Consider the following 18,824-nt stretch of genomic DNA (forward strand, 5'->3'; position numbering starts at 1 on the left):
TTCTTGCTTTGTAGGCGAATTGGCTCTTTACATGATCGAGGGCTTGCCGAGGGTTCCACGCACCGGCAGCTGGTAATGTCCGGGTGAGGTCTGGTATTTGAGTAGCAGCAGGAAGACGAACTTCTGCTTTTCCAGGAACTCCGGCCTGGGCATCAGTTCCAGGGTCAGATTCAGTGGAGACGCGCTCAGGGGGGTGAGCAGGGGCAGGTCCCCCTTGAGACGTGTGTAAAGTCCTTCGCCATCAAAGGTCAGGCTTTCAAGATTTGCCCTGCCGCCGCTGATCTTCAGCATTCCTTGCACGGTTTTATAGGCGGCATCGGGAAGAGGCATAGGGCCGATTTTTACCCCTTGCAGCTGAGCATCCTTTACTGCAAGTTGCAGTTCCCCCGATGCCGCAGCCTGTTTTCCCTTGATCGTTCCTTTTCCCCTCAGTTCTCCCTTGGCCTGGGCGCCGGTTACCGTCTGGAAAAAGGGAATGTCTTCCAGTCGCACGCCGGCCATTTCGAATTTCAGACTTCCTTTTTTCAGGGGACTGAACTCGCCGTCAATGATCCCTTTGCCGATGCTGCCATGGTAGCCGAAGACGATTTTGCCGAGAAAGAGCGGCAGGACCCGCAGTTTGACTGAAGCCTTGTCCAGCCTGATCACTGCCCCCTTCTCCGTACCGATCTCCACGCCGCTGCTCCGTATGCCCAAGGGAAAGGCCAGGCCGAAGCTCCTGCTCTGGAGGGTATAGCCTTCCCTGGCCAGTGCCCGGGCAAAAACCTCCTGCAGTTCTCTCCCGGGAACGAACAGGATGGTGAGGGCGATGAAACAGATTATGGCAGCCGGGATGCCTGCACCGAACAGGATAAGAGGGCGTTTCATCGGGTTCCTTGCTGTGAAGCCTTGATCAGCGCGACGGTCAGGGTAAGGTCAAGCCTGGACGGGTCGTCGAAGCGGGTTTTTAGCAGGGCTTTCTTCACCACCACCGGTTTCGCCCCTTTTTCCAGTTTGTAGATGAGATTTACCGCATCATTGGCAGAGAGTCCCTCCATCTTGACCTCCGCCGCGTCTTCCACAAAACCTGGCCGGTCTTCGCCCTTGACCGGTTTGATCTGGGTGTTTTTGCCCTTGATGCCGATTTCTTCGACGATCTTTGCCGGCGAATCGTCGGGACGGGTGGCGGCGAGGCGGTTGGAAAGCTTCTGGGCGCCGATATTCGCTTCCATGAAGCGTGCCTTCAGGGTGAGCATCTCCGTTATATCCGCTTCCCGTGCGGCTCTTTTTTTCTCCAGGCGGGTAATCCTGCCATTGATCGTCGACAGGATCACGGCCAGGATGAGGATTGCGGCCAGTACCATTCCCCAGCGCAGGCGGGTTTTTTCATCCATGCTTTGCACGGTTTCCATGAGGAGGTGCAGGTATTTCATATGGTTCCCTCCTTGAACGTGCCACGGAGTACGAAGGTGACGCTGCCATCCGGTTTCGATTTGGTTTCGCTAACCTCGGCACCGGACAACAGCGATGCCGATTTGGCTTTAAAATCATTTACCGCCTGGAATGATTTTGCATCACCCTTCAGCCGCACCTGGTTTCCATCAATCTCCGCTTCGAAGACGCCGAAAATGTCGTCCCCCTTTGTTTCCGCCAGGGTTTTCAGGACAATGAGGGTATTGCTGGAGGCCTTGCCGCTGTTCAGCCGCTTGATCTCCGAGCGGAGTTCGGCAACCTCATCGACAGCCTTTTTGCGGGTGGGAAAAACGTCCCGGTATATCTTGTTGATAGAGCTGTTCAGTGAATCCAGGTCCTTTTTTACCAGATACCAGCGCAGACCGGCTTCGGCAAAGAGCAGTGCAACTACGCAGCTTGCAAGGATCATTGACAGGCGCAGCTTTTTCCGCGTTTTTGCCGTCCCGGCCGTATAGGCAAGGTCGCCGCTACGCAGGTTTATGGCATCTCCGGCAATGACAGCCCGGGCCACAGCGTATGCGCCGGCAAGATCCCTGGCTGCGTCGGCATCTCCGGCAAAGGTTTCGGCAAATTCTCCGTCGATGGCCAGGGGGGAAATGGGTGAAGCCGCCGGGGAAGTGCCCGGTGCATCCTGCCTCGAATGCCCGCCATGGGCAAAAGCTCGCTCAACGGCAGTCCCTTTGGCGATTTCCACAGCAGCCATGGTCCTTGCCGTTTCACTTTCGCCCCCTGCCAATACCCGGAAAAAGATCGGCTTTTTATCCTGGTAGACAACCAACGACTCGCCGTCGGTAAGGGCGACCGTGCCGGTGCCGGCTTCTGCCGGGATAAGGCTCTGCCAGTTGAAAAGTGAAGCGGTAACTATTTCCGGCTCCAGCCCCTTTTCGGCCAGAAGGGCAATTGTCTCCTGCAGCCAGTGGTGTTTGGCCCAGACCGCCAGGACCTTTCCCTCGGTCAGGGGCAGTGCATCGAACACCAGTTGGTCCGTATCCACAGCGGTCTCGCCCTTCAGCTCCAGCGGCAGCAGTTCTCTCACCTTGCGCCGGTCGGCAATGGGCAGCTCCATTTCCCGCATGAACAGGTGATTTGATGGAATAGCCAGGATCACCCTTCGTTCCTCGGCCTTTTTCGCGGCAAATTCCTGCAAAAGTACCGGCAGCGAGTCTTCCTGGCTTAAGGGATGCCGTGCAGCTTCAATAAAACTAAGCTCTCCCCGCTTGCTGCGGAAAGTGGCAAAGACCAGCTCATTTCTCTTCAGTTGGATGATGAGCAGATTCATCAGTATTCTCTCCAGTATAAAACAGTGGGTGTCATGCCGGATGGGCGAACCACCGCTTCCACCAGCCGGCTGGTCTCTTTGACGAAGGCCTCGGACTGGATACGATAAACGGCTCCCTTGGCGGTGATAAGCAGCATCAGCTCTTGGGCAATGGTTTCAAAACCTGCAACTTGTGCCAGCTCGGAGGCATTTTTAAAAGGGGTTGTCTTGCGCCGGTCGAGAATCCGAGTCGCCAAGTCGTCGGTTATGTTGTCCGATAGTGCAGTCAGAACCTCTTTGGGGGCGGTATTAATATTGATCATAGCCGCCACTGATGCAGGGTCAGCATAAACCGTAACAAACGGTCTCAGTTTGGCAACAATACTGCTGTCGAATCCCTTGATCAGTCTCAGTTCTTCCGTGGTGTCCAGATTGCCGTTTTTTGCCGGGTAGGGAGGCTTCAGCCTGTTGTAGTAGGCTGATTCAGCCCCTGCCGGACGTGGCTCTTCATTCACATCCAGCCAGTCCACAAGGGCGTCGAGCAGATCCTGGGAAAGGCCCAATTTCTTGAAGAGGCGCGCCGCCATGTCATACTGGCGCTGGTCAACTGTTCCGTTATTCCCAACAAGGTAGTTAAGATTCAGCTTGCCGCTTTCCTCGGCGATGGAGATCACCAGTTTTCCCTGCTCTTCTTCAAAAATCAGGGGCTGAGCCCATGGATCAAGGAGAGAGGAGTAGGCCTGCAACGACTGTGTGTACTGGAGCAGCCTGTTCCCGCCTTCCACCCCCGACGCAGCCAGAATGCTCGCCTGCTGGGCCGCAACATAGTTATGGCTGACCGAGGTGTCCACATAGACTTCATCGACGAACTGGACTGACAATGCCACCAGCAGTGCGGTAATGAGCAACGTTATGACGAGGGCAAAGCCGCGCTGGTTTTTCACGGGCCGGCAATCCTGGGGGTGGCGACGGCGGTATATTCCACCGGTTTGTTCCCTTCCTTGATCCGCAGGGTGATCCTCACCGATCTGGGCAGGACATTGTTCAAGGTCGTATCCCAGCTTCTTACCCATTTGCCGCCGTCGAAACATTCCACGAGAAAGCCTTCCAGCTCCTCCATCTGCGGATAAGGATCCGGCTTGAAATCAAAATGAAAATCCTTCGCCCGGCGGACAAGGGAAATCCGGTTGTCCTTTTCAACGGGTTCGTAGGCAATTTCCATCAGGTCGGAAACGGGCGCCGTACCGAAATTCGGCGCGGCGATGGAAGTGAATCTGATGGTTGAAGCCGGTTTACCGAAGAAATCACGGTCCTCAACAACGAACCTGAACTTGTTTTCCACATTGGGCTGACTTGGCTTTCGGAAATAGGTCGAGCTGATTTCCCGGCGCAGCATGTCCAGGGTGGTGCGGATTTCCCTTCTCGTTTCCATGCCCGATACCGCAGCCTCGCGGCCATTCATCAGCGAGAAGTAGGTGCCGTACAGGGCTCCACAGATGATTACCAGGAGCGCCATGGCGACTAACAATTCCAGCAGGGTGAAGCCCTTACTTCTTTGCATAATATTGCACCAGGGAGAGGGACTGTTTTTCACCCCAGCTTACGGTCAGGATCAGTTTCTGCAATAGCGGGATTTCCGTCGGCATCATTTCCGCCTGCCATGCTATTTCGGGATGGTCGGGGCTGAAAGTCCCCTTTTTTTCCTGAAGGTCCATGAATCCGGGTTCTTCCAGCTTTGCCCGCGCCAGGAGCATGGCAGCCGTCTCTTCTTTATCCCTGCCGACCACAGACAGGTGGTAGTTGAAGGAAGTGATGACGGTGAGGATCACTCCTGCCATGATGGCCAAGGCAATCATGATTTCCAGCAAGGTAAAACCCTTCACCGTGCTGCCTCCTGGTATCCTTTTTCCACCTTGACCTTGCCGCTGCTCGGGTAGGCTGTCACGGTAAAATGCCCATTCTTGCCGTCCTTCAGATGGATGATCATGAAATCCTGCAGACCGCCAGGGCCGAAACCGATGATAACCTCCCCTTCGCTGATCTTTCCCGACTGGGGAATGGTAACATCCTCGATGATGATTCCTTCGGCTATGGGCCTCCGGCTGAGAAAAGGATCGTCTGCAGCTGTTTCTTCCCCTGATGGAGACAACTGTCTTACCCGGGTGGTACTGTCGGTGATATTCAGGTGCAGGCGGTAACCGGTTTTTGTCGTCGCAGCCCGATCGCCGATGAATCTTATGGCCGAGGCTAGTGAGCGGGCAGAGTCTCTAAGTTTAGCCGATTCGGTGGATGGCAGTCTGGGCAGCACTATCCCCGCGATCAGGGAGAGAATGGCGATGACCACCATCAGTTCCATCAGGGTGAAACCGCCCTGAAAACCAGTTCGAGGTTCGAGGTTCGAGGTTCGAGGTTCAACCAAGGTTCGAGGTTCGATGTTCGAAGTTCTATGTTGAAAAACTCTAGAGATTTCCATGTTTGCTTGTTGCTTACAACGTCGAACGCCGAACACCGAACTTCGAACGATTTTCACCTTATATCCCAGCTGTTGATGTCGGCACTTTTGCCTTCGCCGCCCCGTGCGCCGTCGGCACCAAGGGATGAGAGATCATAATCGCTGTGCTCGCCCGGTGACAGATAGACATAATCATTTTCCCACGGGTCCTTCGGTAGATTCTTGCTATCCAGATAACCTTCCGCCTTGTAATTTTTCGGAATCTGGCCGGTGACCGGCTTGGTGATCAGCGCTGCCAGACCCTGTTCGGTGGAGGGATAGACGCCGTTGTCCAACTTGTAGAGCTTGAGGGCGCTTTCAATGTTCCTGATCTGCACCTTGGCATCGGCGATCTTGGCGTCATCGGAACGCCCCATGATTTTGGGGGCGACCAGTGCAGCAAGCGCTGCCAGGATCATGACCACCACCATGATTTCGATCAAGGTAAAGCCGCGATTGTTTCGAATACCATTCATGTATGACTCCTTTTCATTCTTTAATTTCTCTTGGAACGCTCAAAAGAGGCCAGGTGCAAGGCGCCCGAACGCAGCAGATGGGTGCTTGCAGCGTCCATCATTTGATCAGCTGGTTGAGCTGGAATATGGGCAACAGCACTGCCAGCACCACCGTGCCGACGCAAAGCCCCATGCCCAGTATCAGCAGTGGCTCCAGCAGGGCCATGGACCGGGTGATGGAGGCCTCGAATTCCTTTTCGAAGGCGTTACCGGCCTTGATCAGCATCGCTTCCAGTTCTCCCCCTTTTTCGCCGACGGCAATCATGTGTACCATGAGCGGCGGAAAGAGTGGGCTTTTCCGTAGCGCCACCGACAGGCTTCCCCCCTGGATCAGTTCCTCGCTTGCTTCGGCAAGGAAGAGGCGGTATTCGCGGTTGACGATGGCCTCGCCGGTGATTTCGATGGCTTTGATCACCGGGACGCCGCTGGCCAGCAGAAGGCCTAGCACCTTGGCGAAGCGGGAAAGGATCAGCCGCTGCCAGAGGGGGCCGGCCAGGGGAAGCTTGAGCATCAGCCGGTCTCTTTTCCGCCGGAACGCCTCGTTGCCTTTGGCCCGTTTCAGTATGAACGCGGCGGCAACGGCGATGATGATCAGCAACCACCATCCCTGGCGCAACAGACTGCTTACCTTGATGAGGATGACGGTTATCAGGGGGAGAGCGGCCTTGCTCTGCTCGAAAACGGTGACGATCTTCGGCACGACAAAGGCGAGGAGGAAGAGCATGACACCGGTGCCGACCACAACCATGAGGATCGGGTAAGCCAGCGAGGTGACTATTTTGCTGCGTACGGCATTCTGGTCTTCCAGAAACTCGGCCAATCTCTCCAGCACCACTTCAAGGGCGCCGCTGGCTTCCCCGGCTGAAACCATGCCGATATAGCTGTCGCTGAATATCTGCGGTTCGGCGGCGAGGGCTTTGGCCAGGCTGGTCCCCTCCGCAAGGCGGTCGCGCACCCGGCCAAGCATTGTGCGCAGTTCCCCGGGCCGCTCCTGGTCGTGAAGTGTTGCGATGGCTTCATAGACCGGTACCGATGAACCGAGCAGGGTTGCCAGTCGCCGCGTCATCAGCGACAGTTCGGGCAATCCCACTTTTTTCCTGAAGGACATGGGTCCGCGTCCGCCGACCACCTCATCTGCCGGGGCTATCTGTCTGGCATAGAGGCCGTCTTTCTTCAGACGCTGCCTGACCTCGTTGACGTTAGCCGCTTCGATGGTGCCGGCGACTTCGTTGCCACCGGCCTTGAAGGCACTATAGCGGAAGGTCGGCATAATCCTCCTGGGTTACCCGCAGTACCTCTTCGATGGTGGTGATCCCCGCAGCAGCCTTGGCCAGACCGTCTTCCCGCAGGGTCTTCATACCCCTGGAGATGGCATATTCCTTGATGGCGCCGGCCGGGGCCTGCTTGATGATCATGGAGCAGAGCTCCGAATCGATAGGCAGGAATTCATAGATGCCGATCCGCCCCATGGAGCCCAGGTTGAAGCACTTTTCGCAGCCCCGGCCCCGATAGAGGATGGGGGGCAGGGTGATGCCTGCATATTCGCGTTCCGGCTCGTATTCTTCGCGGCAGTGGGGGCAAATGACCCGCACCAGCCGCTGGGCCATGACCGCCGACAGGGATGAGGCAACCATGAACGGCTCGATGCCCATATCGATGAGCCGGGTGACAGCGGTGGCGGCATCGTTGGTGTGGAGGGTGGAGAGTACCAGGTGGCCGGTGAGGCTGGCCTGCATGGCTATTTCCGCCGTTTCCACGTCGCGGATCTCGCCGACCATGATGATATCCGGGTCCTGACGCAGTATGGAGCGCAGCCCATGGGCAAAGGTGAGGTCGATTTTGGGATTTACCTGAATCTGTCCCACCCCTTTCAGCTGATATTCCACCGGATCTTCGATGGTAATGATATTCTTTTCGGGGGAGTTGACCCGGTTAAGTGCAGCATAGAGGGTGGTTGTCTTGCCGCTGCCGGTAGGTCCCGTTACCAGGATGATGCCGTTGCTTCTGGAGAGGAGCCGCTCCATGGTTTTGACATTATTTTCCGAGAGACCGATGTTTGTCAGGGAGATGACCCCCCGCTGTTTGTCCAACAACCGCAGCACGATCCGCTCGCCGAAGAAGGTGGGGATGATGGAGACGCGGATATCCACGTCTCGCCCGGCAACGATGACCCGGAGTCGGCCGTCCTGGGGTAGCCTCTTTTCAGCAATATTGAGGCCGGACATGATCTTGACCCGGGAAATGAGAGCTTCCTGGACCACCTTGGGGGGCTCCAGCATCTTATAGAGGATGCCGTCGATCCTGAAGCGCACCTCCAGTTCCCGCTCGAAGGGCTCGATATGGATGTCGCTGGCCCGCTCCTTAACCGCCTGAAAAAGAATCGAGTTGAGGAGGCGGATCACCGGCGCCTCGTCGGTGAGATCCAGCAGGTCCTTCGGTTCGTTGAATTCGGTGGCTATGGCGGAAAGCTCCACCCCTTCCAGTTCTTCCACCACTTCCTGGGCAGAACCGGACATCCTGCCGTAGAGGCGGTTGATGGCGTCCATGACCGTCTGGGGCGGCACGGCAACAGCCTGCACCGGCATGGAGAAAACCCCCTGCAGCTCGTCCAGGGCCAAAAGGTTTGCCGGGTTCCCCGCAGCGGAGATAAGCGTGCCATCTTCCTCTCGCAGGGGCAGGAGCAGGTTACTGCGGGCGAAAGCCAAGGGCAGACGCATGAGCAGAGAAGTTTCAACGGTGCTGTCGTCGATTTCCGCCTGGAAGGATAGCCCCAGCCTTCTGGCAATATCTTCGGTCTCGCTGGCCGGGGTCATTGGTTTGCCTTCACCTTCAGTTCATTGTCGAAATCGATGGGCTTGTCCGATTTCAATTGCTCGCTGAAACGGTTTTTCTGCATTTCCGACACTTTTCCCATATCCACCGAGTCCTTGATGATGTAAGGGGTGAGGATGATCATCAGATTGGTTTTGGTCCGCTTCATGCTCTTGGTTTTGAACAGGTATCCCAGGAGAGGGATATCCCCCAGAAAGGGAATCTTGTTGATGGTTTCCTGGTCCTGGTCCTGGATCAGCCCGCCGATAACGACCGTGTCCGTATCCTTGACCACCACCGAGGTCTTGGCGGAACGCTTGGTGGTGGTGATGTCGACTGCCGCCCCTTTGTTCAATGCATCTTTAACGGCCGATATTTCCTGATAGATGTCAAGCTTGACGTACTCTCCCTCGCTGACCATCGGCTTGATTTTCAGTGTTATACCGGTGTCTTTACGTTCGATTCCTTGCTGGGCAAGACCAGTTGATGAAAGATTGGATTGGGTAAGAAATGGAACATTTTCACCAACAAATATCTCTGCTTCCTTGTTGTCAGAGGTCATGATGTTCGGTGTTGAAAGGACATTCAATGCGCCGTTTGACTGGAGTGCCTTGAGGATGGCGGGGAAAGTGGCTGCACCGGCCAGATTGAGTGAAGAAGTTCCTATCCCGGCTTCGCCTAGAGATTTAATAATAGGTGCCAGTGCGCCGAATGTGCCGAAGGGATCATATATGCCGGCAGTTGCTACAGTGCCGTTGGATGCTCCGCCGATTACTCCCCACTGCACCCCAAGTTCTCTTGCCCGGTCTATGGAGACTTCGGCGATCATCGCCTGGACGAAGACCTGGCGGTTGCGCCGGTCAAGCTTCTGGATCACCTGGAGCAGGTTCTGGTAATCGGTGGGGGAGGCCATGATCACCAGGGAGTTGGTGGCCTTGTCGGGGGTGATGGAGATTTTCCCCCCCTCGAACAGGGACTGCTGCGGTGCAGCTGCAGCTCCAGGTTGCCCCGCTGCCGGTGTTGCAGCATTGGAACCTTTGACGACGCCGTCCAGGACCTTGGCAACCTCTGTGGCATCGGCATTCTCCAAATAGTAGACATTGACCTTGCTGCTGGTGGTGGGTGGCACCACGTCCAGCTGGGCGATCAGTTTCTTGATGTCTTCCTTGTCCTTAGCGTTGCCGAAAAGGATGAGGGCGTTGAGTCGGGTATCGGGAAGGATCAGGCCGGTGGCTGTTGCCGTTGCCGGCTGCCCGGCAGGGCGCGCGCCTTTATCCTTGCCACCGAGCCATTCTTTGATGACTGAGCTGATGCTTTCAGCCGATGCATTCTTCAGGAAGACCAGTTCCGCTCCTTCTCTCTTCTGGTCAGTATCCACCAACTGCAGGATGTTGAGGATTTTTTGTACATTGAGGGATGAGTCCACCAGGAGCAGCATATTGCCTGGGCCGAAGGCGGAGATGTAGCCGTCCTTGGAGATCATCGGCTGGAGAAAGGTCATCGCCTCCTGGCTGGAGATGTGCTCCAGGTTGATGATGCGTGCCACGTAGGCTTCGTTGACCGGGCCACGATCCTTGTCGCTGAGAATCTTCATTCCCGATTGCTTGGCTGCGCCGGTGGGAACGATTTTCAGCACCTTCCCTGCCGGGACAACGGTAAAGCCTTTCAGTTCCAGCACTGAGGTGAAGACGTTGAACGCCTCTTCCGTGGAGAGCTTGGCCGGGGAAAAGACAGAGATTTTCCCTTTCACCCGGTCGTCCATGACGAAGTTCTTGCCGGTCAGGTCGCTGATGAACTTGACCATGGTGGAGATATCCACGTCGCTGAAATTGAGGACTACCCCCTTGGCCAGCGCCGGAAGCGGCAGTGCCAGCAGGGAGAGCAGTGAAAGGATGGTTATGATTTTACGCAATGGGCGCCTCCGGAGACATGTTGCAGGGAACGGTGTTTGGGCAATCATGGGAAAGCAGTACTGTTCGCTGCCTATCTAATGTCATAGTTGAATGTGGTCGGCTGGCCGTCCCTTACCAGGTCCAGTTTTATGCGGCTCTGTCCTTTGAGTGAAGCAAAGGACTGTATGGCCTTTTCCGGCGAGTCGATGGGGAAATCGTTGATGGCGCGCAGGATGTCGCCATTTTTGATGCCGATGGTACCGAAAATGCCCTGGGGCTTCACTTCCGAGGCCCTGAATCCTTCGACTTTTCCGTCTTTGATGCTGGGCAGGAGGCGGGCATCGGTCATGGCCTGGCCGATATTATCCAGGGATGCATTCAGTGCCCGCTGGTCAACGACATAATTTCCGGCTCCAACCTGAGCGGCGAGCCCAGTATTTCCCGCAGGGGCAGTGGACTGGGGTTGTTTGGCTGCCGATTCTGTGCCGGCTGCAGTGGGCGAAAATATCTTTAACCGTTTGCCATTGACGAGAATTTCAGCCGACTCTTTGCCCACCGAAACCAGCGGCCCCGTCTCGAAGACCGTATCCCCAAGACGGAAAACACGCTCTTCCTTGCCTGCTTTCTGCACAAGAGCAAAGGTTTCACGATAGGAACCGACCGCAGTTCCAAGCAGGATGAGATCTCCCAGCGAGGGTGCAGGGGCCGCCCCTGTGGCGGTGGCCTGTTGTACGACAGGGGACAGCTTTCCCTGTGCAGCCTTGCCGAATAATCCCTTTTCCAGGATGGGAGCGAAAGACATCAGGTCTTCTGCCACCATGGTGGATGGGACGGACGCAGCGCTTTTCGGGGTTGCTTTGGGATAAAGTCTGGTAAGTCTGAAGGAAATCACGTCAGAGGCTATCAGCGCCAGTGACGCTATGATCAAAAAGGTGAGAAAAAAATTAAGTGGGGCTATCCATTTCAGCATGTCAGGCCTTTTTACGCATCGATAAAACCAGTTGAATATAGTAAAACTGGTTGCCTTATGCAAGGGGAAAAGAGGGGGCCAGGCAGAGCGAAACAGGGCTGCTCAGCCACCAGCGGGTTTCTTAAATTTGAAATTTCTATAATTGTTGAACTGGCCTTTGTGGCTGTGGTAATATCTGCCCTGCTGGCCGGCTTTTCCCATGCAGCGATAATAAGTACGGAGGGACCATGAAGTCGATTTTTGTGACAGCTTCGGTCATGCAGGAACTTTCCCTGCTGATCCGTTCCATTGGCGCTGTCCAAGCCGAGCCAGACATTTTTCCGGATATCTACCGGGGGCGCATTGGCGATAAGGACATAACCCTGGCTGTTACCGGCATCGGTAAGATAAATGCGGCCTCTGCCACCACTGTTCTGCTGCAGGGGAGAACTCCGGACCTGCTTGTCAATACCGGTTGCGCTGGTGCCTATCAGGGGAGCGGACTGACCGTGGGCGGGCTGGCTGTCGCCACTTCCGAGATCCTTGCCGATGATGGGGTTCTGACACCCGAGGGCTGGCAGCCCCTTGATCTGATCGGGATTCCGCTGGTGAAGAGAAGCGGCAAGGCTTATTTCAACGAGTTTCCCCTGTCCATGCAGGCAGCCGGCAAGGCGGCAAGCCTGGCTGCTGCATTGGGCCTTTCCACAATTCGAGGCAAATTCCTCACCGTTTCCACATGCAGCGGGACTTCTGCACGTGGCGATGAACTTTTTTCCCGCTTTGGCGGCATATGTGAGAATATGGAAGGCGCTGCAGTTGCCCAGGTGGCACTTCGCTACGGTGTTGACTGCCTTGAAATCCGGGGGGTCAGCAACATGGTTGAGAACCGGGATATGTCTTCCTGGAATATTCCCGGAGCAGTTGAGTCTGTGCAGCGTTTTCTCCTGAAATACATAGAAGAATTTTAATACAAGCTTAATGTCTTTACCATGAGGTTTCAGATGCAATCTCTTTCCCTCGGTTATTCCCCCTGCCCCAATGACACTTTCATTTTTCATGCCCTTGTCCACGGCCTGGTATCGAAGCCGGGGCTCATCTTCAATGAGCGGCTGGAGGATGTGGAGACCCTGAATCGCCTGGTCCTGGAAAAAACTTTGGACGTAAGCAAGATATCCTATCATCTTCTTGGATATGTCCGGGAGGATTACTGCCTGCTCTCGGCCGGGGGAGCCTTGGGCCGGGGCTGCGGTCCCCTTGTCGTCTCGAAAAAGTATGAAAGCATGGACCAGTTGAAGGGCAAGCGGATCGCACTGCCGGGAAGATATACCACGGCAGCTCTGCTGCTCAGGCTTTTTGACCCTGCCCTTACAGATATTATCTATCTGCCCTTTGACCGGATTATGGGTGCAATTGCTGATGGCAGTGTCGATGCCGGGGTTATTATCCATGAATCGCGGTTCACCTACGCCGGTCTTGGACTCGTAAAGCTTCTTGATCTGGGAGATTGGTGGGAGAGGGAGACGGGGCATCCCATTCCGCTGGGGGGAATAGTGGCAAAACGTTCACTGGGCTCTGAAGTCATTGCCGGTATTAACAGCCTTCTCCGCCAGAGTGTTGAGCTTGCCTTTGCCTACCCCGGTAAAGCCAATGCATATATCCGGGCCAATTCCCAGGAAATGAGCGACGAAGTATGTGCTGCCCATATCGACCTTTATGTCAACGACTTTTCAAAGGACCTTGGACACGAGGGAAAAGCAGCCGTAAATACGCTTATGGGCCGTGCCGAGGCCAAGGGACTTATCCCTCCTTCAGCCAAAGATATCTTTCTCCCGTGATTGCCATCCCGGTATCCGGGTTCTTAATCATCCTTCCCTTGCCCGCCGCTGTTTTTGCTGTTCAAGAAAACTTCTTCTCTGCCCGATAAGGTTCAAACCACCTGTTCAATAGCTTTGCGAGGAACGTGATCAGCATGACCCGGTTCTGGAAGTTCTCAAATATCCCCCAATGGGAAAAATATGTCCTGATGGTAGCTCTGGTGTGGACATTTTCCATAGGTGGCTCTTATTCTTGGAATGTGTACTGGGAAAAACATGCAGAGGTGTTTGCCGCACAGTTTCAGGCCCGGAGTCTTTTCAGCAAGGACCTCGTTTACCGCCGCTGGAATGCACGATCCGGGGGAATCTACGTCCCTGTGACCCCCTTGACCCAGCCAAACCCTTATCTAAAGGGAATTCCGGAGCGGGAGGTAACGTCTCCGTCCGGACGGGTACTGACGCTGATGAATCCTGCTTACATGGTGCGCCAGGTCCACGAGATCGAAAAACAGGGGCAGGGCATTCGCTCCCATCTTACTGCTATCAATCCCCTGCGGCCACAGAATGCTCCGGACAACTGGGAAAAAGCGGCTCTTGAAGCCTTTAAACAGGGTGCAAAAGAGATCAGCTCGGAAAGTTACATCGAAGGCAAAAAGTTCCTGCGCCTGATGAGGCCGCTAGTTATGGAGGAAGCCTGCCTCAATTGCCACACAAGGCAGGGGCTCCATAAGGGAGATACGTACGGCGGCATCAGCATCTCCGTGCCATTTGCCCCGTTTGCAGAAATAACCTCAACCTATCTTCGGCGGGTCGCTGCCGGCCATTTTCTCCTTTGGGGTACGGGCATGGCCGGAATCCTTTTCGGGGCCTGCCGGTTCAGGCGAAGCGAAAGCCGGCGCATTAAAGCTGAGGAAGACTTGAAACACTCTCTGGAACTGTCAGGAATTGTTCTGGAGGCAACCCATGATGCCATTTGCATCATCAATGTTTCTGATTATACGGTTCAACGTGCCAATCGTGCCTTTCTCCGCAAGATCGATTGCACCGATGAACAGGTTTTCGGGCAAACCTGCCATGCGATGACACACAGCCTTTGCCAACCTTGCGGAACGCCTGAAGCGAAGTGCCCGATTCAGATGACGCTGACGACCGGTGAAAGTCATACGGTGGAACACCTCCATTCGGGCAAACAAGGAGAGCTGCTGTATGAGGAGGTCACGGCTTACCCAATTCTGGATGAACTTGGCAAAATAACAAGAATTCTCCATGTGGCCAGGGATATTACCGAACGTAAGACGGCGGAAGAGTCCCTGAGACAGTCACAGGAGAAGTATCGTGCCATCTTCGAAAACACCGGTGCTGCGACCATTATTGTCGAGGAAGATGGGACCATCTCCATGGCCAATAAGGAATTTGAACAGTTGAGCGGCTATTACAGGGAAGAGCTTGAAGGCAAACGGTCCTGGAAAGAGTTCGTTGCTGAAGAAAATCGTGAAAAGGAATCGGCAAAACAGGGCCTGCCGGTTGAGGTAAATGCCTGTCCGGATAGTTACGAATTCAGATTCACCGGGGCAGACGACTCGGTCAGGGACGTTGTGGTAAGGTGGGGGGGGATACCCGGTACGGGAAAAAGGGTCGCTTCTTTTCTCGATATTACCGAGCAAAAACGCATCGAGGAAGCGCTACGCTCCAGTGAATCACTTCTTGCTCTGGCACAGAAAATCTCCCATCTGGGGAGTTGGGATTGGGACATCGAATCCAATGCCTTCCGATGGTCAGATGAGATGTACAGGATCTGGGGGGTTAACCGGGAGTTATTTCCCGTATCATACGAGGCGGTGTTCGCCATGGTGCACCCCGAAGACCGGGAAGGGCTGAACCGGGCCATCAACGAGGCACTCTATGCCCACAAGCTGTTCAACATGGATTTTCGTCTTATATTGGCCGATGGAAGGGTGCGAACAGTGGCCGGTCAGGGGGAGGTCGTCTTCAATGAAGGGGGAAAACCCATAAGAATGGTTGGCACTACCCAGGATATTACCTGGCGGAAGGAGACGGAAGACGCCCTGCGGAAATCGGAGGAAAAATTTGCCAAGGCGTTTCATGCCAGTCCTGACTGGATCGTCATCACCCGAGCCGGGGATGGCAAGTATATAGAGGTTAACGAAGCCTTCCTGGAGATTACCGGCTATTCCCGTGATGAAGTTATCGGAAAGACCTCCACAGAGCTCGGCATCTGGTTCGATTACCGCGACCGGATGCTGATGCTGAAACTTTTGAACACAAATGACCTGGTTCGCAATCTTGAAGTTTCTTTCCGCATCAAGTCAGGAGAGCTGAGAACCATGCTCTGGTCTGCCGAGGTTATCGAGTATGGCGAAGAGGCTTGCCTGATTGCTGTTGCCAGGGACGTTACCGAACAGAGGTACCTGGAGAAAGAACTGCGCAAGAGCCAGTCCCAGCTGTTCATGAAGCATGAGGAATTGAAAAATCTGTTTCTCCAGATGGAAAACATCCGGCAGGAATGGGAGCAGACCCTTGATTTCATCACCGACATGTTCATTCTCGTTGACAACATGGGCCGGATCAAGAGATTCAATCGGGCGGTCGAGAACTACACGTCCGTCTCCCATCGCGAGATTGTCGGCAGGGACTGGAAAGAATTCCTGGCTTCCCATGGATTGCAGCAGAATGTGTTGCAGCCGGGGGTGGAGATATTTGACGAGGCTGCAGGGAAATGGCTGGTACTGACTTTTCGTCGCTACGATGACGGGGCTGTTTCCGGTGATGTGGGTGGGGTTGTGACCATTAATGACGTGACCGCGATAAAAACGGCTGCCATTCAACGGGGATCTATCATGGACCAATCCCACTGACTTTATCCCTCTCTAACAGGTTGCTGAAAAACTGTTGCGTGGCCGGTCTGCTGCGTTATCGCTCGCTCAAAACCTCAATGTACAGTGGGTACGCTTCGGCTTTTCGCTCGCTTAAGCCTTGCATTTCGGCCTACTCTCGACGTTTTTCAACAACCTGCTATAACGTGCGGCATTACTGGCCTCATTAGAAAAATAGATTAGGAATTTCTCTTTTTCCTTGACTCCATTTGCATTGCCGTGCTATATGAACCCCTCGCCCAACAAAGGAGGTGCGCATGGCATCACTTGAGCGTAGGGGCAGGTCGGCTTTGATTGCCGCAATCTGTCTGATGCTCCTTCCGATCCACACGCTTCCCCTGCTGGCTGAAGAACTGCGATCGGAAAGCAGGCCAAAAGAAACACCAGTTACGACAGAAGTAACACCGAAGGAAGCAAAAGATGCTGAAGCAGTCGGCATTGCTTCCTATTATGCCAAGCGGTACGACGGCAGAAAAACAACCTCCGGTGCTCGCTATAATCCGGAGAAAATGACAGCTGCTCATCAGGCGTTGCCGTTCGGGACCAAGGTAAAAGTAACTAATCTGTCCAATGGCAAAGAGGTAGTGGTAACGGTCAATGACCGTTGCCGTAAAAGGAAGAAGCCTTTTATCGACCTGTCACGGGCGGCGGCAAGAGAGTTGGGATTTCTTGGCAATGGAATAGCCAAGGTGAAGATAGTCCCGCTTGCAGAAGAGGCATCGTTAAAATAACTTTTGGGCGAAAAAAAAAGGCCGCGGCATATATGCCGCGGCCTTTTTTTTATTGCAAGATATTGCTACTACCTCTTTGATTTTTTTGACTTCGATTTTCCTGACTTGTTTTTCCCGCTTTTCCTGCCCGCTTTGCTTTTCTTCGACTTGTGACTCTTCTTTTTGTATTTCTTTGGTTCCGGAGACATTTCGTCCTTTATATTGCTGAGAAGCACCGTTGTTTCTTCCAGTTCCGGGTTGGCTTTCTTCGCTGCTTCCAGGGCTTCCTTGGCCTCGGTTATGTGGCCGCTTTTCATGTAGGCTCTTCCCAGTGCATTGAGCGCTTTTGCATGATCGGCCTTCAGTGCCGTCGCTTCCTTGTAGTGATCTGTTGCCGCAGTGTAGTCTTTCTTGAACTCGTACATAAGACCGAGTTTATAGTGGCTGTTGGGGTCCTTGGGATTTTGTTCCACACCTTCCTTGAGCAGGCCGATCAGTTCGTCGTATTTCTTGTTCTTCACATAAATGGAGGTAAGGGCAGTGCGGGCGTCATTGTCATCTTTTTTCACTTTCAGTACTGCCTGATACTCCTTTGCCGCTTCCTCGTTCTGGTTTTTCTTCCTGTAAAGCTGTGCAAGTTCCCGATGTGCCTCAATGTTGTCCGGTTCAAGCTTTGTCGTTGCCAGGTATTCCGATATGGCGGTTGTGTAATCCTTGCTGCTGACATATACCCGAGCCAGTTTCAGATGGGTCGCGGCATCATCGTTTTTAAGCTTTAGCAATGCATGGTACTGCTCAATGGCCTGGGGATAACTGCCGCGTTGGGTATAGATGTCAGCCAGCCTGCGTCTTGCGTCCAGATTGTCGGCAGCAGTGGAAAGATATTGTCGGTACTCGACCACCGCTTCGTCGAGAAGTGCCTGGCGCTCATAGAGAACGCCCAGTTTGTAGTGAATAATGTCATCCCCTGCCTTAAGCCTCACCGCTTCTTTGTAGTATGTTATGGCGTCATCGTCATTGTTGACTGCCATGCAGGCGTCCCCCAGTTTTTGCAGGGCTTCGGGCCAATCGGGTTTTTCCTTGAGAGCCGCCTTATATTCGGCAATGGCCTTTTCGAATTCCTTGGTTGCCATGAATGAATCGCCCTGGCGCAGATAATCCGGGAGCGACGCGGTTTCCGACTTTACCTGCACTCCTGCCAGAAGGGACTCGTATTCAGCGCTCTTCCTGTCTCCTTTTTTTTCATAGGCTTCGGCCAAAAGCCTATGAATTTCCTTGTTACCGGGATCGGCCGACTGGGCTTTTTTCAATTCGTCAATGGCCTTGTCAAACTCGTTTCTGCCGAAGGAAATGGCAGCCACACCGATTCTCGCCCGCACATTTCCCGGATCTGAGGCAAAAACCTTATTGAACTCCTCTTCAGCGCTGTTTGGCAACCCCGATTTGAGATAGACATCCGCTATATCTGCATGCAGATTTGTGTCGGTGGGCATTTGGGAAAGAGCTTCATTGTAATGGTAAAGAGCGAGGGAGTTGAGCTTTTTATCGGAAAATATTTTGCCGAGGGCTTTATGGTAAACGCCACTGGAATCGGTTCTTGTCGCCTTGGTCAACTCGACGACCGCATCATCCTCCTGTTTCTTCTGCAGATATACAAGACCAAGATTGCCGTTGGCAGCGCCGAAATCCGGGTCCTCCTTGATAGACTCCTGATACTCGGCGATTGCCTTGTCCAGAGCGCCGCTCCGTTCAAAATTCAGCGCCTTGGCGAAATGGACAGCTGCACCTTCCGGGCAGAGCTCGATGATTTTAGCTTCTACTTCACTGCGTGCAGCTTCATCTTTGATCTCACTCAGGTCTGTGGCCAACTTTTTCGCTTCGGAGCATTTGTCCTTGAAGCTGAATCCCCAGTCGAAACCGCAGAGAATAAGGGGAGTGAACCCCAGCATAATTAAAGTTGTACGTTTTTTCATAGGCCCTCTCAAAGTCATTATCATTACCATTACCGGCTGGAACCGATTCTCAGTAACCCGCAAGC

Annotated in this window: 17 protein-coding genes; 4 read left to right on the forward strand and 13 right to left on the reverse strand. The window is 54.2% G+C overall.

Annotation, left to right across the window (positions count from 1 at the left end):
• Nucleotides 1-27 precede the first annotated feature (27 nt).
• From gspN to gspC, 12 genes are all read right to left on the reverse strand, one after another.
• Nucleotides 28-867: a type II secretion system protein GspN gene (gene gspN / locus GEOB_RS04420; RefSeq protein WP_012645977.1), complete on the reverse strand. Its 840-nt coding sequence runs from the start codon at nucleotides 865-867 to the stop codon at nucleotides 28-30.
• The gene (locus GEOB_RS04425; RefSeq protein WP_012645978.1) at nucleotides 864-1,412 is read right to left on the reverse strand and encodes a hypothetical protein; all 549 of its coding nucleotides are present in this window, start codon (nucleotides 1,410-1,412) and stop codon (nucleotides 864-866) included. The genes gspN and GEOB_RS04425 overlap by 4 nt, the downstream gene beginning before the upstream one ends.
• A complete protein-coding gene (gene gspL / locus GEOB_RS04430; protein WP_012645979.1) occupies nucleotides 1,409-2,731 on the reverse strand; it encodes a type II secretion system protein GspL in 1,323 nt (440 codons plus the stop codon). The genes GEOB_RS04425 and gspL overlap by 4 nt, the downstream gene beginning before the upstream one ends.
• Nucleotides 2,731-3,654, reverse strand: a complete 924-nt coding sequence (gspK, locus tag GEOB_RS04435) for a type II secretion system minor pseudopilin GspK (protein ID WP_012645980.1) — start codon at nucleotides 3,652-3,654, stop codon at nucleotides 2,731-2,733. The genes gspL and gspK overlap by 1 nt, the downstream gene beginning before the upstream one ends.
• The gene (locus tag GEOB_RS04440; protein ID WP_012645981.1) at nucleotides 3,651-4,271 is read right to left on the reverse strand and encodes a GspJ family type II secretion system protein; all 621 of its coding nucleotides are present in this window, start codon (nucleotides 4,269-4,271) and stop codon (nucleotides 3,651-3,653) included. The genes gspK and GEOB_RS04440 overlap by 4 nt, the downstream gene beginning before the upstream one ends.
• On the reverse strand, nucleotides 4,258-4,593 hold the full coding sequence (locus GEOB_RS04445; protein WP_012645982.1) for a prepilin-type N-terminal cleavage/methylation domain-containing protein: 336 nt from the start codon (nucleotides 4,591-4,593) through the stop codon (nucleotides 4,258-4,260). Before GEOB_RS04445 ends, GEOB_RS04440 begins: the two co-directional genes overlap by 14 nt.
• Complete coding sequence (locus GEOB_RS04450; RefSeq protein WP_154650453.1) at nucleotides 4,590-5,129, reverse strand: pilus assembly FimT family protein; 540 nt, start codon at nucleotides 5,127-5,129, stop codon at nucleotides 4,590-4,592. Before GEOB_RS04450 ends, GEOB_RS04445 begins: the two co-directional genes overlap by 4 nt.
• 107 nt (nucleotides 5,130-5,236) lie before the next feature.
• Nucleotides 5,237-5,677 carry a type II secretion system major pseudopilin GspG gene (gene gspG, locus GEOB_RS04455; RefSeq protein ID WP_012645984.1) on the reverse strand — a complete coding sequence of 147 codons (441 nt, stop codon included), beginning with the start codon at nucleotides 5,675-5,677 and terminating at the stop codon, nucleotides 5,237-5,239.
• A 97-nt stretch (nucleotides 5,678-5,774) separates the two neighbouring features.
• Nucleotides 5,775-6,986: a type II secretion system inner membrane protein GspF gene (gene gspF, locus GEOB_RS04460; protein ID WP_012645985.1), complete on the reverse strand. Its 1,212-nt coding sequence runs from the start codon at nucleotides 6,984-6,986 to the stop codon at nucleotides 5,775-5,777.
• Nucleotides 6,967-8,529, reverse strand: a complete 1,563-nt coding sequence (gspE, locus tag GEOB_RS04465) for a type II secretion system ATPase GspE (protein WP_012645986.1) — start codon at nucleotides 8,527-8,529, stop codon at nucleotides 6,967-6,969. Before gspE ends, gspF begins: the two co-directional genes overlap by 20 nt.
• A complete protein-coding gene (gene gspD / locus GEOB_RS04470) occupies nucleotides 8,526-10,487 on the reverse strand; it encodes a type II secretion system secretin GspD (protein WP_083767116.1) in 1,962 nt (653 codons plus the stop codon). Before gspD ends, gspE begins: the two co-directional genes overlap by 4 nt.
• Nucleotides 10,488-10,510: 23 nt before the next feature.
• The gene (gspC, locus tag GEOB_RS04475) at nucleotides 10,511-11,389 is read right to left on the reverse strand and encodes a type II secretion system protein GspC (protein WP_012645988.1); all 879 of its coding nucleotides are present in this window, start codon (nucleotides 11,387-11,389) and stop codon (nucleotides 10,511-10,513) included.
• Nucleotides 11,390-11,616: 227 nt separating this feature from the next.
• Here gspC and mqnB point away from each other — a divergent pair, with 227 nt between their 5' ends.
• The 4 genes from mqnB (at nucleotide 11,617) to GEOB_RS04495 (ending at nucleotide 16,807) form a co-directional block, all read left to right on the forward strand.
• Nucleotides 11,617-12,336 (forward strand): futalosine hydrolase, encoded by a 720-nt coding sequence (gene mqnB / locus GEOB_RS04480; protein ID WP_012645989.1) that lies wholly within the window; start codon nucleotides 11,617-11,619, stop codon nucleotides 12,334-12,336.
• Between the two features lie 33 nt (nucleotides 12,337-12,369).
• Entirely contained in the window at nucleotides 12,370-13,203 is an 834-nt protein-coding gene (locus tag GEOB_RS04485) for a 1,4-dihydroxy-6-naphthoate synthase (protein WP_012645990.1), read from the forward strand.
• 134 nt (nucleotides 13,204-13,337) lie between these two features.
• On the forward strand, nucleotides 13,338-16,058 hold the full coding sequence (locus tag GEOB_RS04490; protein ID WP_012645991.1) for a PAS domain S-box protein: 2,721 nt from the start codon (nucleotides 13,338-13,340) through the stop codon (nucleotides 16,056-16,058).
• A 275-nt stretch (nucleotides 16,059-16,333) separates the two neighbouring features.
• Entirely contained in the window at nucleotides 16,334-16,807 is a 474-nt protein-coding gene (locus GEOB_RS04495) for a septal ring lytic transglycosylase RlpA family protein (RefSeq protein ID WP_012645992.1), read from the forward strand.
• A gap of 68 nt (nucleotides 16,808-16,875) precedes the next feature.
• Here GEOB_RS04495 and GEOB_RS04500 read toward each other — a convergent pair whose 3' ends face one another.
• On the reverse strand, nucleotides 16,876-18,759 hold the full coding sequence (locus tag GEOB_RS04500; RefSeq protein WP_012645993.1) for a tetratricopeptide repeat protein: 1,884 nt from the start codon (nucleotides 18,757-18,759) through the stop codon (nucleotides 16,876-16,878).
• Nucleotides 18,760-18,824: the final 65 nt, after the last annotated feature.

Source organism: Geotalea daltonii FRC-32 (genome assembly GCF_000022265.1).
Classification (GTDB): domain Bacteria; phylum Desulfobacterota; class Desulfuromonadia; order Geobacterales; family Geobacteraceae; genus Geotalea; species Geotalea daltonii.